Genomic DNA, 22,114 nt, shown 5'->3' on the forward strand with positions numbered 1-22,114 from the left:
TATCCTACGGGCTGTGTTATATCTTCTCATAAAAAAGAAGCCCTGTACAAGCGGCTCCAAAAATAATATTAACTGCTGTTGCCTAAACCGGCCTTCAGGAAGAGCTCTCCCCGGCTCCCCGCCTTTAATTGTCATTTTGTTCCCAAGTCACAGCTATGGATGCGTAATCCCCGGCTAACAGGGATTTCACTAAATTTATAAAGTCTGTAACCTGAAGAGGTTTGGTAATGTAAGCGGCAAATCCTTTTCCCCTGGCACGCTCGACATCCGAGGTTTGGGCAAAGGCGCTGATCGCCACTACCGGGATATGACAGGTCTTTGCATCTAATTTCAAGCATTCCAATGCCTCATATCCATTTAGGCCGGGCAAGCCGATGTCGAGAATAATGAGATCCGGCAGCTGCTGCCCTGCAATACTGAGCCCGAGTTCCGCCGTGTCAGCTTCCAGCAGCAGCACAGATGGCAGCTTTTTTTTGAATATATGGTGCATTAATGCCATGTTGAGCTCATTATCCTCTACATACAGTACGGACTGCCTGTATTCCTCCATTAGCAAAGTCCCCCTACAGTGTCTGCTGCGCATATACCTAAGATCCGGAAAAAATAAAAAGCCGAAGAAAAGGGACAAATCCCCCTTCTTCGGCTCATGTTCGGCTCATTCGCATGTCCGACTCATTTCCGCCTCAAGTATGCTGTTTTATTTAAAAGTATATGCGATCACACTGGTATCTTTGTCAAAATCCCAATCCACATAAATGTCCGACAGTTCTTTTCCGAGCATCGGCGCAATGGTGGTTGTATCCTCAAGATATCGTTTTTCCATCTTCCGTTTGGTTGTCTTCAGTGTATTCTCATAGCCCAGGCCAATTAATTCCTTCTCCAAAGGAATCAGAATACCCTCGCGTTTAATGATCAGTGTACGGGAGCCCAGCCACCAGGAGTCTGTGAACTCAGGTTCCTTCTGCACCTTTCGGCTTACTTCATTGATTTGGGCATGAACTTCGTCTCGTCCGGCGTAATCGTCGATCTCTGCTCCGTTATTCTTGATGAGTGCAACGATCATACCTGATGCATTATGTATACCCCAATCATAAAAAATCTCAGTGACCTCAATAGCCATCTCTTCCTTCAGGTAAGCCGAAAGCTCGGGAAGCAGGGATTTCATCAGCAGCTCCCGCGTGTAACGGAATGCCTGCTCCTCTTCCTTATTTAACAGAAACCTCTCCACTGGCCCGATAAAATTGCGGATATGCAGGGCGATGCATTGCTTCCCGATAGAAGCATGAATGGATTCCGGTCCTTTCCCGAAGCGCTCTCTTAGAAGTCTTCCTGTAAAACTGGAAAGTTGGCTAGTAAGTTCTGTAGTGCTCATTAAATTTCCTCCAGCATTATATTCTTTTATCTGTCCGGGGAGACGCTCCGCCTGCTGAAAAAACGGTTCGTACATCTTAGTATAATCTCAACTGACTCCTTCGTACACAAAAAAATATAAATTCCAGTTTGACAATAACAATTTAATTGTTTACAATTTAATTACCTAAAATATTATTATACATATACTGGAAGGGCGAACCGTCTATGAGCATCTATTCCTACACCGCCCGCAACATCCGCGGCAAAGAAATCAGCCTTGAACAATACAGGGACAAGGTCCTCCTGATTGTAAATACCGCCAGCAAATGCGGCTTCACTCCGCAGTATTCCGATCTTCAAAAGCTCTACGAGAAATATAATGAACAGGGTTTTCAAATTCTCGGCTTCCCCAGCAACCAGTTCGGTGAAGAGCCCGGCACGAATGATGAGGTAGATATTTTTTGCCAGATTAATTATGGAGTTAGTTTTCCCCTTTTTGAGAAAATTGATGTCAAAGGAAATAATAAACATCCGTTATTTGCGTACCTGACAGAGCAGGCAGAGTTTGCCGGCTTTGATCCGGGTCACGCAGGCAGCAGGCTGCTGCATAAAATGCTGGAAGAACATGATCCTGCATCACTTACGGACAATGAGGTGAAATGGAACTTCACCAAGTTCCTTATCGACCGCAAAGGCAATGTGGTGGAACGGTTTGAATCCCCTGTTGATCCGCTGGATATTGAACCGGCTATTGAGCAGCTGCTGTAAAGAAGTCAAAGCAACAAGGGTGTCCGCGGGACACCCTTGTTTTTGCGTGGGATCATACAGTTTATGAATGCCTGGCCTTTCATGGGCTGCGGTGGGCTTCAGTAAACACCTCAAAGAAAGGTGTAGTATCCCGCTCGGCCATTGTGTCAGGCGCTCCGGCGCTCCAGCCGATCTCTGCCCGCCAGCTGCCAAGCAGGCCTGAAGCAATCAGCTCCTGCTCCTCCACCTGAACGGATATCTCGCCTTGGGGCGCTACGTATAACGCATCCGCGGGACAGTAAGCCTCGCACATGAAGCAGGTCTGGCAGTCCTCCTGACGGGCAACGGTAGCAAGCTTGCCGTTCATCTCGAAGACGTTCGTCGGACAGACCTTCACGCACAGCTTGCAGCCGATGCAGCGGTCTGCAATGACCAGTTCAATCATATTGCCTGCCCCTCTCTCTGCACCTTCAGCTCATGGGCATGCGGCACTTGTTCCGTACTAATGCTAATCCTGTCAATCCCTGAGAGGATCAGCCGGTGGGTCTGGCGCGGATCCAGCGCCGGATATTCCGCCAGCCGCTGCAGGCCGCGGCTTTCCTTGCGGGCCAGCGCAGCGGTGTACATCCAGCGCCCGGCCTGAAGCATGGCCGCCGCTTCCCGGGACTGTACGATGCCCTGCACTGTGGCCGGAGGCCGGTGGGTGAGATAGGGCATCAGGCTGTCCAGCCGCTTCAAGGCTGCGGCCACGACGGGTTCGCTGCGGAAGTAGTTAATCTGCAGCGGCAGGATTTCACGCTGGACGGCCGCAATCAGCGGCTTCGGGTCCAGCGCCCCGCCGGCATCGGCGCCAGCCGGCAGGCCATAGCGGCCCGCCGCGGTGAGCAGCCGGCTGTCCGCCCCGCGCGGCTGCGACAGCGCGTGCCGCGCCGCTCCCCGGCCAGCCCAGCTGCCGCTGCAGATGGCCCAGGAAGCGTTATAGGCACCGCCGCCGGAGATGGCGCCGGTTACCTTCTCGCGCGATGCGGCATCTCCGGCCGCATAGAGCCCCGGCACCGTAGTGGCACAATCGGTGCCGGTCAGGCGCAGGCCCCCCGTGCCGCGCATCGTGCCTTCATAGCGGAGCGTAAGCGGAAATTTATCCTTGAACGGATTAATTCCGGCCCGCTCCAGCGGCATGAAGAAGATCGGGTGGGCATTGCGCAGAAACTGCTGCTTCGCCTCCGTATCGGCGAGATCCAGCGAAGCATAGACCGGCCCCTTCAGCATCAGCTCCGGGATGCTGCCAAAGGTCCGGTCACCCTTGTGCAGCGGCCGGCCTTGCGCATCATACAGCGTGGCCCAGGCCAGCATCCGCCCGCGCGTAACCGTTCCCTCAGCGAAGCTCGGTGCATACTGCCGGGTAAATTCCATCCCCGACAGGTCTGCCCCCGCTTCTGCCGACATCAGCAGGCCTTCGCCTGTCAGCACATTGCAGCCGAGGCCTTTGCTGAGAAAAGCGCAGCCCCCGGTGGCCATAACCACTGAGTTGGCCTGGACCTCCCAAGCCTCGCCTGTCAGCCGGTTAATCCCGCGCGCCCCGCCTGCCCCGTGTTCATCATGGAGTAATTCCAGTGCCGGGGACTGGTCCAAAATCTTTACTCCGGCCTTGCGGACGACCCGCCGCATAAGCTTCATATACTCCGGGCCATGCAGATGGGTCCGCAGCGGGTTGCCGTTTTCATCCTTGGGGAACGGATACCCCCACTGCTCCACCAGCTCCAGATTGTGCCAGACCTGATCCAGCACACGGTGAATCCAGGCATTCTCCGACAAATAGCCGCCCGCCTTCAGCCTCGCCTGAACCGCTGCTTCCCGCAGCTCCGCTTCCGGGGGAATGACCAGCAGGGTAGTTCCTCCCGGAGCGGTTGCCCCGCTGGTTCCAAGATACCCTTTGTCGGCCAGAATGACCCGCGCTCCCTGTGATGCAGCACTCCATGCCGCCCAGGCTCCGGCGGGGCCTCCTCCCAGCACGAGCACGTCTGTTGTCCATTGCTGCTGCGGCATTCCAGTCCCTCCTTTAGTTTGTGTCAGCTTCAGTTTGCAGTGGCGCACTGCTTCCATAGATTGCTTAAAAACAAAGGCAAATTCCGTTCTATCGTATTTCGTGCAGATTTGCGTTATATAGATTGAACTTGTGATTCTTCTATTTTGAATCGTCGTGACTCCAGAGAATGTTTGGACTTCCGGCCGCTGCCCGCCTGCAGACTTCTCTTATCTATACCGCTGTTCGCAGTTGAAATCGCAGACTGTCTACGCTTTCGATGCGGGCTTTCCTACAGAAAGCTTTCAGGCGGACGCTATCGCTCCTACAGTCCCAAATTTTTCCTCCGCCCTATTTCCTTATAAAAAATTTTCAAGTTCATTCTATATCGTTGGATTTTCTCCAGCTAAATCTGCCTTTTTTCATCATTAACGATCTTTAGTTGGAAATCCTCCAGTTAATCAGGCGGCTAAGGGCCTTTAATGGCTAATTCAGCGTATTTAGATGGAGTTTTTCCAACAACCATTTTAATACCGGCCTTTATTGGCAGATTAGATGGAGAAATTCCACTTAGCTTAGCTGTCCACGCCTCCTGAGGTCATTCTCCATAAAACGCCCAATCAGCAGCCCTGTATTTCGGTCAGCAGACATTCATGCCGCTCCTTTGGCGGCACTTAAGACGATGAAATTTCGAGGATTCCATAACAATGCCCTCACTGCGGACACTGTTCTTTCAGGATAGAATCCGGGGTGGCGGACGCAAAACAGCAAATCCACCCCGTTAATCCTCAACCCAGCTTTTCCTGTAAAAAAGCTATCGTCTGCGCCAAAGCTTCATAAAGCTCCCTTGTCGCCCCCTCGTAAGGCTCTTTCGTGTTAAAGGTGTGGTCCGCACCCTGCAGTGACAGATAGCGGTGCTGCGGAGCCGTTTCCCGGAAGCCTGCATTCTGCTGCAGCAGCGACTCCCGGTCCTGATCCCCTTGAATGACCAGCGCTGCCGAAGTCAGGCCAGTCAGTGCCTGCTCCAGATTGAACTGCTCCTTATTCTGCTGCTGGTCCTCCTGGATCACCTGTTCCTGGAGCGTAAGCTCCGGTTCGCTGCCCGTCAGCGGCCGGACCGGGGCAGAGCCGCCGTTCCAGACCACCAGCGCCTTCACTTCCGGATGCCGGGCTGCGAACAGGATATTGCTGCCGCCTGCCCGGCTGTGCCCGAGAATGGCCAGGCGGGCAGGGTCAGCCTGATCCGCCAGCGGCAGCCTTCCCGCCTGCAGGCTGTGCAGCACCTGCTCCAGATCCAGCAGCTCACGGCTAAGCGTAGCTGCTTCGGCCGCCTGCTGCGGGCTTATGCCGGCGGCAGTGCGGGCTGCGATACGCGAGAAATTAAAGCTGACGGTGTAGAAGCCGCTCTCCGCAAGCCTGCCGGACACCTCAGGCCAGAAGGCCCAGTCCTTGTGCCCCCTGAACCCGTGGCTGAGGATCAGCACGGGCTTCGGGGCTTTTCCGGAAGATACCTTTACCTCTCCCTCCATATAGAGGCCGTTATCCAACGGGATGCTGAAGTGCTCCACCACCAGTGTTTCCTTGCTCATAAAATCCCCTCCAGGTTCGCGTTTATTGCAGCTGCCAGTCAGTAATATTGAAATCCTTTTTGGCCAGCTTCTCCTCCACAAGGAAGTTCTTCGTGCCTTCCAGCAGCTTCGTGCCCTCCTCAGTGAACGCTGTATCCTTGATATCGCTGATCGGATTCACCTGCTTAGCCAGCTCTGGAGTCGTATCATTAATTTCGGCAAGAAATTGATAGTACTCCTCTTCATGCTGCTTCAGATCGGCCAGCGCCTTTTCACGCGCTTCGTTCCATACCTTCGGGAAATCCGGGAATTTCTCCAGATATTCTTCAGAGACGACAGTGGCGCTAGAACCCAGCAGATCCGGATGCTTGGAAGCATCATCGAGGTGGGTATAGCCTTCCTCGATCAGCTTCAGTGCCGGTACGCCAAGATTCGTTGTCGCATCCACATCCCCGCGGGCGAGCGCCGCAGTAGCATCCGGAATGAGCATGTGGACCAGCTTATAGTCAGTTACACCCTCCTGCTGCAGCAGCCCGACTACATAGCGGTGCATAAAGGAGCCTTTTTGGATCGCAATCGTTTTGCCTTGCAGATCCTTGACGCTCTGCGGGCCGTCCTTCTTGCCGATCAGATAGCCGACCGTATGGGCCGAGGATTGAGAGATGAGGCGTGTTTTGGCACCGGAGGCATAGGCAATAATGGCCGGTGTGTCCCCCAGACTGCCGATATCGAGCCTGCCGCTGATCAGTGATTCCGTCTGGTCCGGGCCGTTCGGGAACCCGGTGAGCTTCACTTCGGTGATGCCGTGTTTCTTCAGCTCCTCCTGGATAATTCCCTTATAAAATCCCCAGCCCTCCGCGCCTCCCGGCACATTCAGCTTGTTGGAACCGATATAGCCAAAGTTCAGCACAGCCGGAACATTGCTGCCAGTCTCACTGCCTGCAGCCTCAGCAGTGTCCGAGCCTCCCGCCGCCGGAGAAGCCCCGTTGCCGGAGCCGGCGTTGCTGCCGCAGGCCTGAAGCACCAGCATAAAGGTAAGTAACCCTGCAAAAAGCATGAACCGTCCTTTCCTCGACTTGCCTTTACCGCCTTTGCTCTCCTGAACCTCTCTGTACGTCTTCATTCCCTGATCTCCCCTTTTTTTTAGGTATATAGATTCAATTGGTAATTTTTCTATTTGGAATTGTTCAGGACTACAGAGAATGTTTGGACTTCCGGCCGCTGCCCGTCTGCAGATTTCTCTTATTTGTACCGCTGTCCGCGGTTGAAATCCGCAGCCAAAGGCGGACGCTATCGCTCCTACAGTTCCAAACTTCTCCTCCGCCCCTCTTTCCTAATAGGATATTTTTCAATTTCATTCTATATAGATTGAACTAGTGATTTTTCTATATAGCGATTGGGGTGACTCCAGAGAATGTTTGGACTTCCGGCCGCTGTTGTCCCCAGATTTCTTGATTTGTACCGCTTCTCGCGGTTGAAATCCGGTGACAAAGGCGGACGCTAACGCTCCTCCAGTTCCAAACTTCTCCTCCGCCACTTTCTCCTAATATCCAATTTATAAGTTCAATCTATATATAGTAAATTATTAATGTCCTTAATCCTGCTTAAAGCTCGCTTAGAACCCTGCCCGGGCCGCCAGCTTTACCATAAAGTCATGACTTGCCACCGGCTTCCTGCCTTTGCCCCAGCCTACCTTTTCCCGGTAGCCGCCGAGCAGTCCCTTTGCCTGCAGCGCTTCTTCAGTCACTCCTGTCACCTGCTCGGAGTCCGGCGCTACATACAAGGCATCGGTAGGGCAATATAGCTCACACATGAAGCAGGTCTGGCAATCGCTCTGCCGGGCAATGACGGGAATTCCGTCCTCTACCCGGTCAAACACATTCGTCGGGCAGACGGATACACACTGGTTGCACTCTACACACCTGGCAGCGCTGATGACTTCAATCACAGTAATACACTCTCCTTTGCAACCTCTTCCGTCTTCACCCAGACCTGATCAAGCCCGCCGCTGATCAGCCGGTGATGCTGTCCGTTGTCCGTTTCCTTGTAATCTTCACGCTTATGCATGCCCCTTGTCTCCGTCCGGGCGAGGGCTGAGCTGTACATCCAGCGGGCCGTTGCTGTCATCGCTTCAGCTTCGCGCGCCTTCACACCCTCCGGAGTCCGCTGGATTTCCCGGCTGCGCTGCTCCTTCCACAGTCCGTCCAGACGGCTCAGCGATTGATTCAGCCCCTGCTCCGTACGGAACAGGTTAATATCATACGGCTTGACTTCATCCTGTACGGCCGAGATAAATTCCGCTGTTCTGGAGGCCGTTCCCGGCTTCACTTCCTGGTGTACCAGCGGCGAGGAAGACAGCCCTTTAGGTGCACGGTCAGCAGCATGCTGCCCGAGACCCGCAGCATAAGCTGCCGCCCCTTCTCCGGCAAAGGAGCCGGAAGACATCGCCCAGGCAGCGTTATGGCTGCCGCCTCCGGTAAATCCGCCGCAGATCAGCTCCCGGGTAGCCGCATCGCCCGCAGCGTACAGGCCAGGAACGCCAGTGCCGCAGTTTTCATCAGTAATGCGGATGCCTCCGGTCCCGCGGACCGTGCCTTCCAGCCGCAGAGTAACCGGAAAGGCATCTTTGAAAGGATTGATGCCCCGGCGGTCAAAAGGCAGGAAGAAATTTGTCTGCGCCACCCGCAGCAGCGGCTGTAAATCCTCGGATGCCCCGTCCAGCTTGGCATACACCTGACGTCCGGCTAGCAGGTTCCGGGCTATGACTGAGCGCCCCTTCTTGGAGCCGGCCCCTTCCACCACACTTCCGTCCTCATAATAGAAGCTGGCGTAGCTGTAATAGGCCGTCTTCGTCACAGAGGAGAAGGTCGGGCAGATCGCATAGGCATTGGAGAATTCCATGCCCGACAGGCTTGCCCCGGCTTCAGCCGCGAACAGGTAACCATCGCCGGTCAGAACATTGCAGCCCAGTGCCTTGCTCAGAAAAGCGCAGCCTCCGGTCGCAATGACTACAGCTCCAGCCTGGACGCTCCAGCTCTCCCCGCTCTGGGTCTGTACTCCCGCAGCCCCGGCAACACCGTGTTCATCAGCCAGCAGCTCAAGCACCGGGCTGTGATCCAGAATCTTCACGCCTGCCTTCTTGACCAGCTTGCGCATCAGCCGCATATATTCAGGCCCCTGCAGGCTTCTGCGGTATTGATTGCCTTCTTCATCCAGCGGAAAAGGATAACCGGATACGCCAAGGCGGTTCATATTCTCATAGGTCCGGTCCAGCACCCGGTCCATCCAGCGGTGCTCTGCCAGCTGTCCGCCCATGGCGTACCGGCTGGCTTTGGCTTCTTCGCGCAGCCTTGCTTCCGGCTTTACATACCAGACACCGGTACCGGACGGAGCGGTTGCGCCGCTTGAGCCGCAATAGCCTTTATCTGCGAGGATCACCTTCACTCCTTTGGCCGCAGCCGTAAGTGCAGCCCATGTTCCCGCCGGGCCTCCGCCAATCACCAGTACATCTGCCTTCAGATTCAAAGCACCCTGCAATGCCGAAGAATTATTCATGTTTCCTAGCCCCCTTGGATGGATTAACCCTGATAGCTGTCACGCCAGCTCAGGAATTTGCGCTCAATGACGCGGAACAGAGAGTCAATCAGCTTGCCGACAACCGCGAAGATAATGATGCCTACAAAGATAACCTCAGTGTTGGAATTCTGCTTGGCTTCATTAATAAGGAAGCCTACACCTGACTGTGAGCCAATCAACTCGGCAACGACCAGCCCGATCCAGGCTACCGCCATCGACAGGCGCAGACCGAGCAGAATACCGGGCAGCGCCGCCGGAAGAATCAGCCGCCGCAGCTTCTGCAGCGGGCTGAAGCCAAGCACCCGGGCAACCTCGAACAGCTTGTTGTCCACTCCCCGGATGCCCATAAAAGTATTAATATAGAGCGGAAAAAATGAGCCGCTCATAATAATGACCACCTTCGACAGTTCACCAAAGCCAAACCAGAGAATGATCAGCGGCGCAATCGCCAAATGGGGAACAAGCCGCAGGACCTGAACACTGGGGTCAAGCAGATACTCCGCCCGGCGGAACAATCCGGTCAGCACCCCGAACAGCAGGCCCAGAATCCCGCCGATCAGAAACCCGGTCCCGGCCCTTCCGATACTGACCCCTAAATGATGGGTAAGTTCACCGGTAGCCGTCAGGCCGGCAAAAGCAGACAGAATGGACAGCGGGGTCGGCAGGAATTCCGGTGAGATAAGCCCGGCGCTGCCGGCCGCCTGCCACAATATAATGACCGCTGCGGGGATGACCACTCCGGTGCCCCATTCCGACAGCAGGGATTTCAGACGCTGTCCCGCAGAGGGTCCTGATTGTTCAGCAGCAGCTGGTAATTTGACGGGTCCTGTTCCGCTGTAATCAAGCGTTTCCCTTACCCCTTTGGCAGTCTTGATGATTGCTTCTACTCCATCGCTCATGACGCTCTTTCCCTCCTATCCTTGATAGCTGTCCCGCCACCGCAGCAGCCGCCGTTCGATCAGACGGACAACAGAATCGCTCAGCAGGCCGGCAGCGGCGAAAATAATGATTCCGACGAACACAACAGGCGTATCAGCGAACTGGCGCGCATCGGACATCATATATCCGATTCCGGAAGTAGAGGCGATCAGCTCGGCAACGACCAGCCCCAGCCAGGATAATCCCAGCGACAGGCGCACACCCAGCATGATGTTCGGCACCGCCGCCGGCAGCACCAGCCGGAGAATCTGCTGCATCCGGCTGAAGCCGAGTACCCTTGAGACTTCAAACAGCTTGTTGTCAGTGCCGCGGATACCCATGAATGTATTGATGTATACCGGAAAAAAAGCACTTTTGGCGATCAGCAGCACCTTGGATTCCTCCCCGATCCCGAACCACAGAATGAACAGCGGCACCACTGCCAGACTGGGGATCATCCGGATCATTTGCAGCGAAGGGTCAAGCAGCTTTTCCGATCTGCGGAACAATCCGACCAGCAGCCCTAACAGAAGTCCGAGTCCGCCGCCGAGCAGAAATCCGGTGAAAGCCCGGACCGCGCTGACCTTAAGATTGCTCCAGAGAATCCCGTCCGCCGCCAGTGTAATGAATGACTGGGCGATGGTATACGGGGTGGGGAACAGCATCTCCGATATGAATCCGTAATGTCCAAGTATCTGCCACAGAATCAGAAGGCTTCCCGGCAGCAGAAGCCCTAGTCCCGCAATGGCTGCTTTTCCCGGCTTACCGGCCGTTCTGACTGCCACAGCCTGATTACTCATATAAGTCACTCCTTTTATCTAACAATTCACATCTACTAAGTCGGGTATAGAACAGTGAAAAGTTGTGTTTTTTTATTAATTAGCTGAATTAACATGACGGAAGGCGTATGCCCTGTTTAAATGCCTGCCCCATCCGTCAGCTCAAGCTCCTCTACCTTCTCAAAATAATTAAGCACCTTCAGGCGCAGCTCCTGGAAAGAGTTCGTTGTTTTTTTGCGCGGATAAGGCAGATCAATCGGCACGATTTTGCGGATTTTGCCTGGACGCGGCTCCAGGATTACCACACGGTTGCCCAGAAAGACAGCTTCATCAATATCATGCGTGACAAAAATCATCGTGGTCTTGTTCCGCCGCCAAATGTCCAGCAGTACAGTCTGCATATGGGCCCGGGTAAATGCGTCAAGCGCCCCGAACGGCTCGTCAAGCAGCAGAATTTTCGGGTTCCTCAGCAGTGCCCTGGCAATTGCTACCCGCTGGGCCATCCCTCCTGACAGCTCGCGCGGATACGATTTCTCGAAGCCTGTCAGCTTTACCAGTTCTATCAGTTCATCTACTTTACGCCGGATATCGGGCCTGCCAAGCGGCAGATCGGACGCGATATTCTTCTCAACAGTCAGCCAGGGGAACAGCCGGTGCTCCTGAAAAATAAATCCTTTGTCGATTCCCGGCCCGAGTATCTCCGTGCCTTCCAGCGTCACGCTGCCGGTATATCCGGTATCCAGGCCTGCAACGATTCGCAGCAGTGTGCTTTTGCCGCAGCCGCTGGGGCCGATCACTGTAATGAACTCCCCTTCCTGTACATGCAGATCCACCGCATGCAGTGCCTTTACCTGCCCTCCGGCAGTGTCAAAGCTCTTATTCAGCTGCGTGATAGACAGTAATGCCTCTCCCATTCCTGCTCCTCCTTGCTGGTCATTAATTTCAGTGAATACAAAAAAACAGAGGAACCTCACGTATAATTACGAGGGCACCTCTGTCTGAACAGTCGGCAGTATATAATCCTGAGTAAAACAATTTGAATTTGTGCATTTAAAATATCATCTATCCGAAAGTCTGTCAACAAAAATACACATTTTAATTTGGATGCAGGTAAAAGCTGCCCTTGCAAAACGGAAGCCTCATGCAGGAGAGCATAGTGCTGTTATTTCACCTTGAGACTGGCCGGTTCCTGAAAAGCCGTAACTTTTCCTTTACTCTGGACCAGGATCATTCCGCTTTCCTGCAGAGTCGGCCCGTAGGCGGGACCCGTGGTTTTCAGCTGCAGTAGTGCCGCTCCGGTCAGCAGGTTCATTGCAATGATCCGTCCATCTGTAAGGGCGATATACATTCCATGGCCGAGCAGGTCGAAACGGGCGATTTTTCCTCCGCCATAGTAGGTGACTAACCCCTGGTTGGCTGTTTTTATGCCATACACACTCTCTCCGTTGCTGAACAGTATACGCCCGTCATAAGGGCCGGCGGCATAGGTAAAGGTCTTATCGGTTCCGGCAACCGAGTAGGCTGTTTTTGTTGCTGTCTGCGGGTCGGCATTCGCCGGATAGCTGTAAACGGTCGGACCTCCATTGATATATACCCGGTTATCGCTGATCCATGCCCGGCCTCCACTGCTGAGGGCATCCACCGGATTGATGTTAAGCGGGTTGTACTCCGCCGATTTCAGCACTTTGCCGGTTTTGGCATCCAGCGTATCCAGTGTAGTCAGCGGCACCAGCTCCATAAGGTTGGCGGTCCGAAGCGAGATCAGCGTCCCGCTGCCGGCGGCAACGGGAAGTGAGTGATTGCCTGAATCCCACACCTGCTTGCCTGTCGTCCGGTCAAAAGCATGCAGTAGCTCATAGGAATAAGCTCCTGATACTGTATTCCCTGCCAGTACAAGATTCCCCTGAACCTGGATAGGCTGCTGCAGCCCTTCGCTGTAATTATCCTTCCACTGGAATTTGCCGTCCTTTAAGCTGTACGCCTGAATGTCTCCGCTAAACGCCAGCAGCTGGTTCTGATCGGCCACAAGCTGGGTTACCGCTTTGCCCGGGACCGCAGACTTCCACTTGATTTTGCCGTTGGCCGCCTCCACCGCATAAAGGGTACCTGTCTGCGAGCCTGCAAAAAGGACTCCGTCCCGGTACAGAATCGGTGCTGTCAGCTTGGAGCCTTGCCTCCATGCAGCCTTTCCGTTCTGCACATTGAAGGCAACCAGCTGGCCTTTTTGAATGCCGTATACTTTGCCGCCGCCGGCTGCTATGGAGCCTCTGCCTGTAGCGTATTCATCACTTTGCAGATCGATATCTGCAGACCAAGCCGCTTTCACACCGGGAAGCTCAGTGTAAGGCTCCGAAAAGTTGTTTCCGATGTAAGAAGTATGGGGATCATAAGCAGCGGACTGTACAGAACTTGCGGCAACCAGCATGCTCAAACCGATAACAGCGGTGAAAGCGGCATTTTTTACATTTATACTCCACATGTTTGTTTCCCTCCCGCACTTCGTATGCAAAAGAACAATTCATTCCTGTGGCCCTCGTTTAAGGAGCTCCACTTCTTGTTCCTATGCAACCTTGAGTATATATCCGGCTCCAAAGTATTTTCAATAATATTCCATATAGAGATATGTTAGCGCTGATAATTAAAGGACATTTATTCATATGCTTACATTTTGTAAGCTGTTATGTTATAATCATCCGTATTCCTTCTAACACCGGACAAGCTTACACATTTACATTAAATATTCTAATAGCAAGGGGTAAGGAAGCATGGAGAACCAAGTTAAACCAGAGGCAGTGCCAGAGTTCGAATTTGGCATTTATACACTGGGTGATATCGTCACCGACTGCCATACAGGACAGAGAATCAGTCCGCAGCAGCGGCTGAATGAAGTGATTGCTGCAGCCAGGCTTGCCGACGAGGCAGGACTGGATATCTTCGGTGTAGGTGAGCATCACCGCCTGGATTTTGTGATCTCTGCAGTGCCGGTAGTACTCGCCGCCATTTCGCAGGTAACAAACAGGATTAAGCTGACCAGTGCGACCACTGTGCTGAGCACCATAGATCCGGTAAGAGTATTTGAGGATTTTGCCACCCTCGACCTGCTGTCAGGCGGCCGGGCGGAGATTATTTCGGGGCGCGGTGCTTTTCTGGAGTCATTTCCTCTTTTCGGATATGAACTCGAAGACTACAAGAAACTGTTTACAGAGAACCTCGATCTGCTGCTTGAACTGAACCGGCACGAGGTGATGAACTGGGACGGCTCCTTCCGTTCTCCGCTTAAAAATGCGGAAATCGCCCCGCGCCCGCTTCAGCAGAAGCTTCCGCTCTGGGTAGGCATCGGTGGCTCGGCGGAAAGTGCCGAAAGAGCCGGCACCCTTGGCGTCGGAATGGCCATCGCCATTCTAAGCGGCAGCCCTGAGCCGTTCCAGAATCTTGCCGACACGTACCGCCGCAGCGGTGCCGCAGCCGGACATGCACCGGAAGCGCTGAAGATTGCCATCACGAGTCACGGCTATATCGCCAAGACTTCACAGCAGGCGCTGGATGAATACTACCCTTACTACTACAGCTACCGCAATGCCATCAGTCCGAAGCCGGGGCAGGATTACAGCGTCTCGCGCAGTGAGTTCGGCCGCTACGTCTCTCACGATAATACGCTTGCCGTCGGCAGTCCCCAGCAGATCATTGAGAAGATTCTGTATCAGCATGAGCTGTTCGGTCATCACCGCTTCATGACCCAGCTGGATATCGGCGGTCTTCCCTTCTCCAAGGTTGCGTCAGCCATTGAACTGCTGGCCACCGAAGTGGCTCCTGCCGTGCGGCGTGAACTTGCAAAGAAGAACAGCGGCTCTGCCTCACAGCAGAATTAATCTGCGTAAAAGCCGGCAAAACTACACAGATTCAACATGATGCATTACCTGAAAACAGATCAACCATGGTCAGATACGGCCATAATTGATCTGTTTTTTTCGCTCAGCGTTATTCATAAATGAGGACTATGGACATGACCATTGGGATCGATCATATATTTGACCGCTGCTTCTGTATCTGAAATAACCATTGTAAATTCATTTTCTGCAAAAAAGTCATCGGGTGCTACACTTACTCTGACTAACCAGACCGGACCATTCATGTTATCGAATTCACCATAGAATTGTATGGAGCGCTCCAAATGATCTGAAATATCACCTGATAACTTATATTTTCTCTTATACGCTTTGGCAATGCTCCGAACTATATCCAAAGTTAATCGGGGATCCACTGTGCTCTCCTCCCAGGCTCTCAATTGAAGTTTATAACTGGCGGTAAAATTCAGCCCCCTTTTGCCCACTTACAGCGGAAACGAGACCAGTGTATGCGAAAAATCGAGTACATTGGGACGCGGCGAAGGAAATTAGCACATTATACACGAAAAACCGAGTACATTGGGACGCTGCGAGAGGAAAGTCGCACATTATACACGAAAAACCGAGTACATTGGGGCGCGGCGAGGGGAAATTAGCACATTGTACACGAAAAACCGAGTACATTGGGACGCGGCAAAGGGAAAGTCGCACATTGTACACGAAAAACCGAGTACATTGGGACGCGGCGAGGGGAAAGTCGCACCGATTATACACGAAAAATCGAGTACATTGGGACGCGGCGAAGGAAATTAGCACATTATACACGAAAAACCGAGTACATTGGGACACGGCGAGGGGAAATTAGCACATTATACACGAAAAAACGAGTACATTGGGACGCGGCGAAGGATATTAGCACATTATACGCGAAAAACCGAGTACATTGGGACGCGGCGAAGGGAAAGTCGCACATTATACACGAAAAATCGAGTACATTGGGACGCGGCGAAGGGAATTACTGTGCTTCAGTTACTGCTGGCCATGTATGATCCGTTCTATCGTTCGAGCCTGAAACTCTCACTTTCTATCGGACAGGTCTTAGTGGTTCCCCGTTCCCCGTTCCCCCCACCCGCACAGCGGGTGGTTTTTGTTTCGCACATTTCACGCACACAACTGGCTAAAGCCATAATAAAAGGGGGCCCCGGCCGGGACCCCCTGTATTATTCAGGCGAACGAAGGCTTGTTATTATCAACCTTCCCGCTGATCAGCTTCTTGTATTCAACATCTCCGCCTTCGGGTGAAGGTGCAATAAAAACATTATGCGGCGAGGCCGCAGGCTTCACGGGGCGGCTGCCTCCAGACGCGCTTCTGGGGCGGCCCGGACGGCCGGAGCTGCTTCCGTTCCCTCCTGCAGAGCGGCGGACAGCACTTGAAAGACTGACGATCCCCTTCATATTCTTCATGCTCTTAGTCCCCTCCCACTAAATGATTGGCGGTACGGAATAAATCGCGGTTATGCGATACAACTGCCGTAAGATCCTCTGCAGACAGTCCGTCATTGCCGGAAAAATGAACCGACAGGACATGCTGCTCACCTAAAGGATAGCATAGGATATAGACCTCCGCAACTTCCGTACGCTGGAAAAAGGTCCATTCCTTGTTTAAAAATGCATCCAGCACGCCGGGTCTATTTCCGGATTGCCCGTTAACAGAAAAGGGATAAAAATGCCCGCGCCCCACATTTCCTCCTACCTGTGCCAGACCTTCATTATTGCTGGCCCGCCACAATGCCGCGCCGCTTACCCGGAAGCCTGCCGGCAGCAGGAAAGAATTACGGACGGCCTCGCTGAGCGCCTGATATTTCTCTGCAGGTTCAGGTCCGGCCACATTGCTATTATATTGCCAAAAGAAGTGAAGGATGCTTTCTCTCCGCTTAATCTCCTGCTTCAGCTGCTCCAGTTCCTTATGCGGATCAGGATAGCTCCCCTGCTCATGAATGCGGTCGATGATCTTCCCGCAGCTGACATCGACGGCAGCCACCGGATTATCATGTTCCCATTCATATTCCAGCGGTGTCAGTCCTGACAGATCGGACAGCAAGTGGTACTCCTCAATATTTTGTCCGGGGATTAAGTCACTCCGGGGTGACACCCGGTCCGGCAGCAGACAGAAGACACGGCTTCTCCGCAGCCTGGCCCAGAACAATCCCATTTCAAACTGCGTATTGTCCCGGGTTACATAATAATATTTCCCTCTGATCCTGGCTACATCATCCGGAGAAAACACAAATACGGCAAAATCACTCTCATCGAGATGCCGCTCAAGCGCTTCCATCGTGTATTCATTGGCGCGGAACGCGTCGGCATACCAGGGATGGACCTGGGCCTCACGCTTCAGCTGCTCATGTATGGCCCGGGCATAACGAATGGATTCTCTGGAAGATCCGATAAACAATTTTGGTCTGGTCACGGCGGCACTCCTTATCTCCCGATATGGAACAATTATACAGGTCATTGCCGCTTTGGAACAGAGGTTCTATCCTGAAACAAAATCATCCGAAATCATCTAAATTTTTAACCAAATCCTGTTCTCCTGCCGAAGAAAAGGGTAATAGAATATATTATGGGGGAAACGAGGTCTGGTATGAACAAAATAATACATATTGCAGTGCTGGCAGCCAGTATGTTGACATCCGGCGTAGTTTTTGCTGCAAAACCGGTGGACGCCGCCTCAGCATATTCTGCAAAAGTGTACGCGAGCTCACTGAATGTGCGCAGTGAACCGGCGGAAAGCGCCGCAATTGTCGGGTCCTTAAAAAACGGGGCGGTTGTCACTGTAACCGATGAGCAGCACGGCTGGATGAAGGTCAAAGCAGGCTCCGTATCCGGCTGGGTGGCCGGCTATTATCTGAAGAGGGTCAGCGGCACAGGCAGCGGTTCCGGCAGCAACTCAGGAGCAGGCACTGTGGTACAAGCATCAGCCCGGGTTAGTGCAAGCAGCAGCGGTACAGCAACTGTAACCGCCAATTCCCTGCGCATCAGGGGAGGACCGGGAACGGGTTACAACGTGATAGGGTCACTGAAAGCCGGAGATTCCGTAACAGTGTTAAGCCGCCAGAGCGACTGGGCACGGATCCGCACTGCGGGCGGAGAAACCGGCTGGGTCTCCGGCCAGTATATCACCGCGGGAGGCAGCAGAAGCAGCGGCAGCATCCGGAATGTAAGCGCCAAACCTTCCGGCAGTATCCGCGGCAAGCTGATTGTCATTGATCCGGGGCATGGCGGCAGCGATCCCGGCATGGTCGGAACCACTTATACGACCATGGAGAAGGACCTTACACTGCAGACGTCATTTTATGTACGCGATTACCTGACAGCCAAAGGAGCCCGTGTGGAAATGACCCGGACCCGCGGAAATCAGAAGCCGACCCTCGCCCGGAGAGTCCAGATTGGCCATTCCCTGTCTGCGGATGCTTTTGTCAGCGTCCATTACAATTCGTCACCGAAGAAGGTGTCCGGCACATTGACCTTCTTCTACTCCGAATCGGATGACTTGCGGCTGGCCCGGTCCATTGAGAACCGGCTCGGCCAGGGCATCGGTCTGCGCAGCAACGGCTTGTCTTACGGCAATTATCATATCCTGCGGGAGAACAGGCTCCCTGCCGTACTGGTCGAGCTGGGCTTTCTCAGTAATCCTTCAGATGAATCCATCGTCCGCACGTCCAGTTATCAGAAAAAAGCAGCCAAAGCAATCGCCGACGGGCTGGCCGATTACTTCGGAGGCTAAAGAGCAACAGACCCGGCTGCCCGCTTGTGCAGATTGCCGGCCGGTCTGTTTCGCCGCCACCTGCCTTACTGCCTGCGGTATTCCCGCGGCGTCTGGCCGGTGGCTTTTTTGAATACCCTGCTGAAATATTTCTCATCCTCATAGCCGACCAGCTCCGCGATCTGCGACAGGCGCAGATTCGTATGCTGCAGCAGCGCCTTGGCTTTGTCTACCCGGAGTCCGGTCAAATAATCGGACAGATTCTCCCCAGTGACCCCTTTGAACTTCCGTGACACATTCTCCCTGCTGATAAAAAAGCGTTCGGCAATATGCTGCAGGGTCATGTCACTGGCATAGTTCTGATTAAGATACTCCCTGATTTCCTGTACCAGCCTGGCGTCCGGCGTCTGAGGATTGCCCCGGGACAGCTGCAGCAGCAGCGCCTTAAGCTGATTGCCCCAGTCTTCCGCAGAGAACAGCCCTTCCCTGTCGTAACACAGCGTAAGCGCAGGCTCAGCCTCCGGTCTCCAGCGGGTAAGCACAACAAGAATCTCCTCCTGCAGGCGCTGCATCCGGCTCTCCGTAAGTACAGACATTCCGGCAAGCCCTCCTGCCCATTCACCGGCAGCCTGTTCCATTTTGTCATCATCGCCTGACAGCACAGCCAGCCGCAGCTTTTCAAGCAGCGGTTCTGCGGCAAATTCCTCCCCGGGTCCCTTCTCCGGTGCAAGCTCCTTATAGCGGTGGATTCTCTCCTCCTTCTGCAGGAGATTACGCCCGTTCAGCGCCTCACGGGCCTGCAGGAAAGCGGTCTGCAGCCCTTCCGGCAAAGGCTGCGCCAGGCTTAGGCCGATGTCCATCTGAATGCCGTAAGTGAGCAGCATGGATTCGTTAATACGGCGCAGGAGGTCCTCCGCTTCCTGGACTCCTTCCGCCCAGAACAGCATCACGACTTCAGCTCCGGCCTGCCAGCTCCGGAAGGCAAAGCCTTGGCTTCCGGGGGAGAGCAGCTCGTTGCAGACATTCGCCAGCACAAAGGAAGCCAGTCCGGCATCGCCATGCAGCCGCTCCAGCAGGCGGCAGTGCGCACCCTGCAGGGAAATAACAGCAATGCGGCAGACTGACGCGTTCTCCGGCATCGCCAGTTCTCCGCATAAGGCCGGCTTTACTTCCAGGAACGCTCCTTGTCCGGAGAGTAGATCCGAGAGTACCTTGTCCCAGTAAAGCGGACGGAGCACGTTCAGCTGCATAGTCTGGCGGCGGACCAGCCTGCGCTCCTCCTCTTCTGCCAGCCACAATTCAAAGGCATGCTCGGCAGCTTCAATCAGCTGCCTGCTGTTCAGCGGCTTCAGCAGATAATCCGTGCCTCCGTATACAATCGCAGGCTTAACATATTTGAAATCCTGATAACCGCTGATCACGATGGTTTTCGTATTCGGATAATGGGCATGCAGCCACTCCAGCAGCTGTGCTCCGTCCATCAGCGGCATCCGCATATCCGTAAACACTACGGCCGGCTGCTGCTCCTGCATAATTGCGGTCGCTTCCTGTCCGTTGGTCGCCTCGTACACCTCAGAGATCTGATATTTGTCCCAGGGGACAAAATAGCGGATGGCTTCCCGCACAGGCTTTTCATCATCTACAATCAGCACTTTCATCGGCCATGCCCCTCCATCCGTGTTGTAATAGTTCTTCAAGCTATATGCTGCTTACTCTCCCGGAGACAGCGGAATCCGCAGTGTAACCGTGAGTCCCGCCCCCTCTTCACTGCACAGCTGCAGCTGCGCTCCGCTGTTCATTTGCAGCTGCAGCCGGGCCAGTACATTGATCAGCCCGATTTCCTCCCGCCCCGTTCTGCCGCTGCTCTGCAGACCGGCCGTAACTTCCTCCAGCCGCTCAGGTGAAAGCCCTTTGCCGTTGTCCTGAACGGTGAGGTTAAGGCAGCCCTGCAGATCCAGGGCGCAGCTTATAGAGATGACTGCTTCATGAATCCCATCCGCAAAGCCGTGTTTGAAAATATTCTCGACAATCGGCTGCAAAATCATCTTTGGTACGATAATCCCCAGCGCAGCCTCCTCTGCGTCAATATCCAGCCGCAGATTCTCCTCCCCGAACCGCTCGGTTTGCAGAATGACGTAATTCCGCACATGCTCCAGCTCATCCCTGAGCGGCACGGCAGCCCGTTCCGTATTCATCGAATAACGCATCATACTGCCCAGCGAATAGATGAGCTCATAGATCTTCGGCGCGTTATACCGCAAGGACAGGCTGGCGATGGACTGCAGCGCATTGTACAGGAAATGCGGGTTAACCTGGGCCTGCAGCGCTTTTAACTGGTTCGTTTTGTTGGCCAGCTCCAGGCGGTATTCCTGGACAATCAGCTCATTGATCGTCCGGGTCATCCCGGTGATTTTGCGGGTCAGCAGGCCGAATTCATCCTCCCGTTCGGCATCGACATGGGCGTCAAGCTGGCCGATCTGCACCTTCTGGGTGAAGGATATCAGCTTCTTGATCGGTCTTGTGAATCCGATGGAAATCAGCACCGCCGTGATTCCGCCAAGAATCAGAAAGATTACGCCGATGACGGCATTGAACCGGGTAATGACCCGCGCATCGCCATACAGCTCTTCGTAGGGAATCAGCTTGATGATGCTGCCTTTGAACAGCGGCTCCTCTATCCGCTGGAACATCACAATTCCGTTGAATCCGTCCTTTTTCCAGGTGTAATGCCCGCTGTCCTGCCCTGCCGGAAGCCGGCTCCAGCCTGCCGTGACCGGCTTGCCGATCCACTCCGGATCTGAAGCGAATAACGCCTGGCCTTGTTCATTCAGCACATAGAGATGCTCCGTATCCGCATTGTATACAGATTTCATGATCCCCTCCAGCTCAGACAGGCGGAAATCAAACGACAAATCAGCCAGAACCTCACTGCTGGGCGCCCGGTATACCGGAAAATGTGCGGTAAAAACCGGCACCGTGCCTGATTTAAGGTTGGGAAAACGGGATTTCACGCCATACTGATGATCCATATGCGTAACTTCGATAAACGGCCGGCCCGAGCCGTCAGGATTGACCGCCGGAACATAACTGTTATTGGTTTCACGGCGGAAAATTCCGCCGTGCAGCAGATTGGACTGCTGTGCAGCCCGGACATACAAATGAATCTGATAGGTATTCCGGTCGGACAGCAACAGGTTAAACAGCTGCGTCGATATGACCGCCCGGTTATCGGGCAGACTTGTGTCAGCAGGGATATTATCGGGACTTTTGGCGGTAAGCAGGGTGGTATAGAACGAGCCGGGCACATTAATTCCGCTGTACATCGACATGGCCCGCTGGTTCATGGTATCAAAGTAGCTGCCGAGATTAGACTCTCCGAGCGTCAGGAGCTTTGTGTTCTGCTTTTCGGACTGCTCGGTCACCGACTGCCTGGTGTAAAAATACGAGAAGGTAACGGATATTCCGGACGGAATCACCGAGGCCAAAAGCACAAGTGCCATAAGCCGGGTGCGGATGCTGTTTCTGAACATGCTGGGCCT

20 protein-coding genes are annotated in these 22,114 nt (G+C 53.9%); 3 read left to right on the forward strand and 17 right to left on the reverse strand.

What is annotated here, in order from left to right; all coding sequences use genetic code 11:
* Positions 1–124: 124 nt before the first annotated feature.
* Both C2I18_RS08575 and C2I18_RS08580 read right to left on the reverse strand, forming a co-directional pair.
* Positions 125–550, reverse strand: coding sequence for a response regulator (locus tag C2I18_RS08575; protein WP_249900811.1), 426 nt, complete (start codon positions 548–550; stop codon positions 125–127).
* 147 nt (positions 551–697) lie between these two features.
* Entirely contained in the window at positions 698–1,372 is a 675-nt protein-coding gene (locus C2I18_RS08580; RefSeq protein WP_249900812.1) for a Na-translocating system protein MpsC family protein, read from the reverse strand.
* A 206-nt stretch (positions 1,373–1,578) separates the two neighbouring features.
* Here C2I18_RS08580 and C2I18_RS08585 point away from each other — a divergent pair, with 206 nt between their 5' ends.
* Positions 1,579–2,121, forward strand: a complete 543-nt coding sequence (locus tag C2I18_RS08585; RefSeq protein WP_249900813.1) for a glutathione peroxidase — start codon at positions 1,579–1,581, stop codon at positions 2,119–2,121.
* A 79-nt stretch (positions 2,122–2,200) separates the two neighbouring features.
* Here the strand turns inward: C2I18_RS08585 and C2I18_RS08590 are convergent, their stop codons facing one another.
* The 10 genes from C2I18_RS08590 to C2I18_RS08635 all read right to left on the reverse strand — a co-directional run bounded on the left by C2I18_RS08590 (position 2,201) and on the right by C2I18_RS08635 (position 13,443).
* Complete coding sequence (locus C2I18_RS08590) at positions 2,201–2,545, reverse strand: 4Fe-4S binding protein (RefSeq protein ID WP_249900814.1); 345 nt, start codon at positions 2,543–2,545, stop codon at positions 2,201–2,203.
* Positions 2,542–4,146: an FAD-binding protein gene (locus tag C2I18_RS08595; RefSeq protein WP_249900815.1), complete on the reverse strand. Its 1,605-nt coding sequence runs from the start codon at positions 4,144–4,146 to the stop codon at positions 2,542–2,544. Before C2I18_RS08595 ends, C2I18_RS08590 begins: the two co-directional genes overlap by 4 nt.
* A 765-nt stretch (positions 4,147–4,911) precedes the next feature.
* Entirely contained in the window at positions 4,912–5,712 is an 801-nt protein-coding gene (locus C2I18_RS08600) for an alpha/beta hydrolase family protein (RefSeq protein WP_249900816.1), read from the reverse strand.
* A 22-nt stretch (positions 5,713–5,734) separates the two neighbouring features.
* A complete protein-coding gene (locus C2I18_RS08605) occupies positions 5,735–6,814 on the reverse strand; it encodes an ABC transporter substrate-binding protein (RefSeq protein WP_249900817.1) in 1,080 nt (359 codons plus the stop codon).
* Positions 6,815–7,306: 492 nt separating this feature from the next.
* Complete coding sequence (locus C2I18_RS08610; protein WP_249900818.1) at positions 7,307–7,639, reverse strand: 4Fe-4S dicluster domain-containing protein; 333 nt, start codon at positions 7,637–7,639, stop codon at positions 7,307–7,309.
* The gene (locus tag C2I18_RS08615) at positions 7,636–9,246 is read right to left on the reverse strand and encodes an FAD-dependent oxidoreductase (RefSeq protein ID WP_249900819.1); all 1,611 of its coding nucleotides are present in this window, start codon (positions 9,244–9,246) and stop codon (positions 7,636–7,638) included. The genes C2I18_RS08610 and C2I18_RS08615 overlap by 4 nt, the downstream gene beginning before the upstream one ends.
* Before the next feature lie 23 nt (positions 9,247–9,269).
* Positions 9,270–10,166 carry an ABC transporter permease gene (locus C2I18_RS08620; protein ID WP_249900820.1) on the reverse strand — a complete coding sequence of 299 codons (897 nt, stop codon included), beginning with the start codon at positions 10,164–10,166 and terminating at the stop codon, positions 9,270–9,272.
* Between the two features lie 15 nt (positions 10,167–10,181).
* Positions 10,182–10,985, reverse strand: coding sequence for an ABC transporter permease (locus C2I18_RS08625; protein ID WP_249900821.1), 804 nt, complete (start codon positions 10,983–10,985; stop codon positions 10,182–10,184).
* 116 nt (positions 10,986–11,101) lie between these two features.
* The gene (locus C2I18_RS08630) at positions 11,102–11,878 is read right to left on the reverse strand and encodes an ABC transporter ATP-binding protein (protein ID WP_249900822.1); all 777 of its coding nucleotides are present in this window, start codon (positions 11,876–11,878) and stop codon (positions 11,102–11,104) included.
* Positions 11,879–12,126: 248 nt separating this feature from the next.
* On the reverse strand, positions 12,127–13,443 hold the full coding sequence (locus tag C2I18_RS08635; RefSeq protein WP_249900823.1) for a PQQ-binding-like beta-propeller repeat protein: 1,317 nt from the start codon (positions 13,441–13,443) through the stop codon (positions 12,127–12,129).
* A gap of 286 nt (positions 13,444–13,729) precedes the next feature.
* Between C2I18_RS08635 and C2I18_RS08640 the strand changes: the two genes are divergently transcribed.
* Entirely contained in the window at positions 13,730–14,833 is a 1,104-nt protein-coding gene (locus C2I18_RS08640; RefSeq protein ID WP_249900824.1) for an LLM class flavin-dependent oxidoreductase, read from the forward strand.
* Between the two features lie 113 nt (positions 14,834–14,946).
* Here the strand turns inward: C2I18_RS08640 and C2I18_RS08645 are convergent, their stop codons facing one another.
* From C2I18_RS08645 to C2I18_RS08655, 3 genes are all read right to left on the reverse strand, one after another.
* The gene (locus tag C2I18_RS08645; RefSeq protein WP_249900825.1) at positions 14,947–15,225 is read right to left on the reverse strand and encodes a hypothetical protein; all 279 of its coding nucleotides are present in this window, start codon (positions 15,223–15,225) and stop codon (positions 14,947–14,949) included.
* 808 nt (positions 15,226–16,033) lie between these two features.
* The gene (locus C2I18_RS08650; protein WP_249900827.1) at positions 16,034–16,273 is read right to left on the reverse strand and encodes a hypothetical protein; all 240 of its coding nucleotides are present in this window, start codon (positions 16,271–16,273) and stop codon (positions 16,034–16,036) included.
* A 4-nt stretch (positions 16,274–16,277) separates the two neighbouring features.
* On the reverse strand, positions 16,278–17,279 hold the full coding sequence (locus C2I18_RS08655; RefSeq protein ID WP_249900828.1) for a TIR domain-containing protein: 1,002 nt from the start codon (positions 17,277–17,279) through the stop codon (positions 16,278–16,280).
* Between the two features lie 174 nt (positions 17,280–17,453).
* Here C2I18_RS08655 and C2I18_RS08660 point away from each other — a divergent pair, with 174 nt between their 5' ends.
* Positions 17,454–18,596, forward strand: coding sequence for an N-acetylmuramoyl-L-alanine amidase family protein (locus C2I18_RS08660; RefSeq protein ID WP_249900829.1), 1,143 nt, complete (start codon positions 17,454–17,456; stop codon positions 18,594–18,596).
* 65 nt (positions 18,597–18,661) lie between these two features.
* Here the strand turns inward: C2I18_RS08660 and C2I18_RS08665 are convergent, their stop codons facing one another.
* Positions 18,662–20,233 (reverse strand): response regulator, encoded by a 1,572-nt coding sequence (locus tag C2I18_RS08665; protein WP_249900830.1) that lies wholly within the window; start codon positions 20,231–20,233, stop codon positions 18,662–18,664.
* A 51-nt stretch (positions 20,234–20,284) separates the two neighbouring features.
* Positions 20,285–22,105 (reverse strand): sensor histidine kinase, encoded by a 1,821-nt coding sequence (locus tag C2I18_RS08670; RefSeq protein WP_249900831.1) that lies wholly within the window; start codon positions 22,103–22,105, stop codon positions 20,285–20,287.
* Between the last annotated feature and the right edge of the window lie 9 nt (positions 22,106–22,114).

The sequence above is a fragment of the Paenibacillus sp. PK3_47 genome (assembly GCF_023520895.1).
Taxonomy (GTDB): Bacteria; Bacillota; Bacilli; order Paenibacillales; family Paenibacillaceae; genus Paenibacillus_AQ.

Bases quoted from the DNA above. Each gene is read 5' to 3' on its own strand.
- C2I18_RS08575 (WP_249900811.1), bottom strand. From the start codon at position 550: ATGGAGGAATACAGGCAGTCCGTACTGTATGTAGAGGATAATGAGCTC.
- C2I18_RS08580 (WP_249900812.1), bottom strand. From the start codon at position 1,372: ATGAGCACTACAGAACTTACTAGCCAACTTTCCAGTTTTACAGGAAGA.
- C2I18_RS08585 (WP_249900813.1), top strand. From the start codon at position 1,579: ATGAGCATCTATTCCTACACCGCCCGCAACATCCGCGGCAAAGAAATC.
- C2I18_RS08590 (WP_249900814.1), bottom strand. From the start codon at position 2,545: ATGATTGAACTGGTCATTGCAGACCGCTGCATCGGCTGCAAGCTGTGC.
- C2I18_RS08595 (WP_249900815.1), bottom strand. From the start codon at position 4,146: ATGCCGCAGCAGCAATGGACAACAGACGTGCTCGTGCTGGGAGGAGGC.
- C2I18_RS08600 (WP_249900816.1), bottom strand. From the start codon at position 5,712: ATGAGCAAGGAAACACTGGTGGTGGAGCACTTCAGCATCCCGTTGGAT.
- C2I18_RS08605 (WP_249900817.1), bottom strand. From the start codon at position 6,814: ATGAAGACGTACAGAGAGGTTCAGGAGAGCAAAGGCGGTAAAGGCAAG.
- C2I18_RS08615 (WP_249900819.1), bottom strand. From the start codon at position 9,246: ATGAATAATTCTTCGGCATTGCAGGGTGCTTTGAATCTGAAGGCAGAT.
- C2I18_RS08620 (WP_249900820.1), bottom strand. From the start codon at position 10,166: ATGAGCGATGGAGTAGAAGCAATCATCAAGACTGCCAAAGGGGTAAGG.
- C2I18_RS08625 (WP_249900821.1), bottom strand. From the start codon at position 10,985: ATGAGTAATCAGGCTGTGGCAGTCAGAACGGCCGGTAAGCCGGGAAAA.
- C2I18_RS08630 (WP_249900822.1), bottom strand. From the start codon at position 11,878: ATGGGAGAGGCATTACTGTCTATCACGCAGCTGAATAAGAGCTTTGAC.
- C2I18_RS08635 (WP_249900823.1), bottom strand. From the start codon at position 13,443: ATGTGGAGTATAAATGTAAAAAATGCCGCTTTCACCGCTGTTATCGGT.
- C2I18_RS08640 (WP_249900824.1), top strand. From the start codon at position 13,730: ATGGAGAACCAAGTTAAACCAGAGGCAGTGCCAGAGTTCGAATTTGGC.
- C2I18_RS08650 (WP_249900827.1), bottom strand. From the start codon at position 16,273: ATGAAGAATATGAAGGGGATCGTCAGTCTTTCAAGTGCTGTCCGCCGC.
- C2I18_RS08660 (WP_249900829.1), top strand. From the start codon at position 17,454: ATGAACAAAATAATACATATTGCAGTGCTGGCAGCCAGTATGTTGACA.
- C2I18_RS08665 (WP_249900830.1), bottom strand. From the start codon at position 20,233: ATGAAAGTGCTGATTGTAGATGATGAAAAGCCTGTGCGGGAAGCCATC.
- C2I18_RS08670 (WP_249900831.1), bottom strand. From the start codon at position 22,105: ATGTTCAGAAACAGCATCCGCACCCGGCTTATGGCACTTGTGCTTTTG.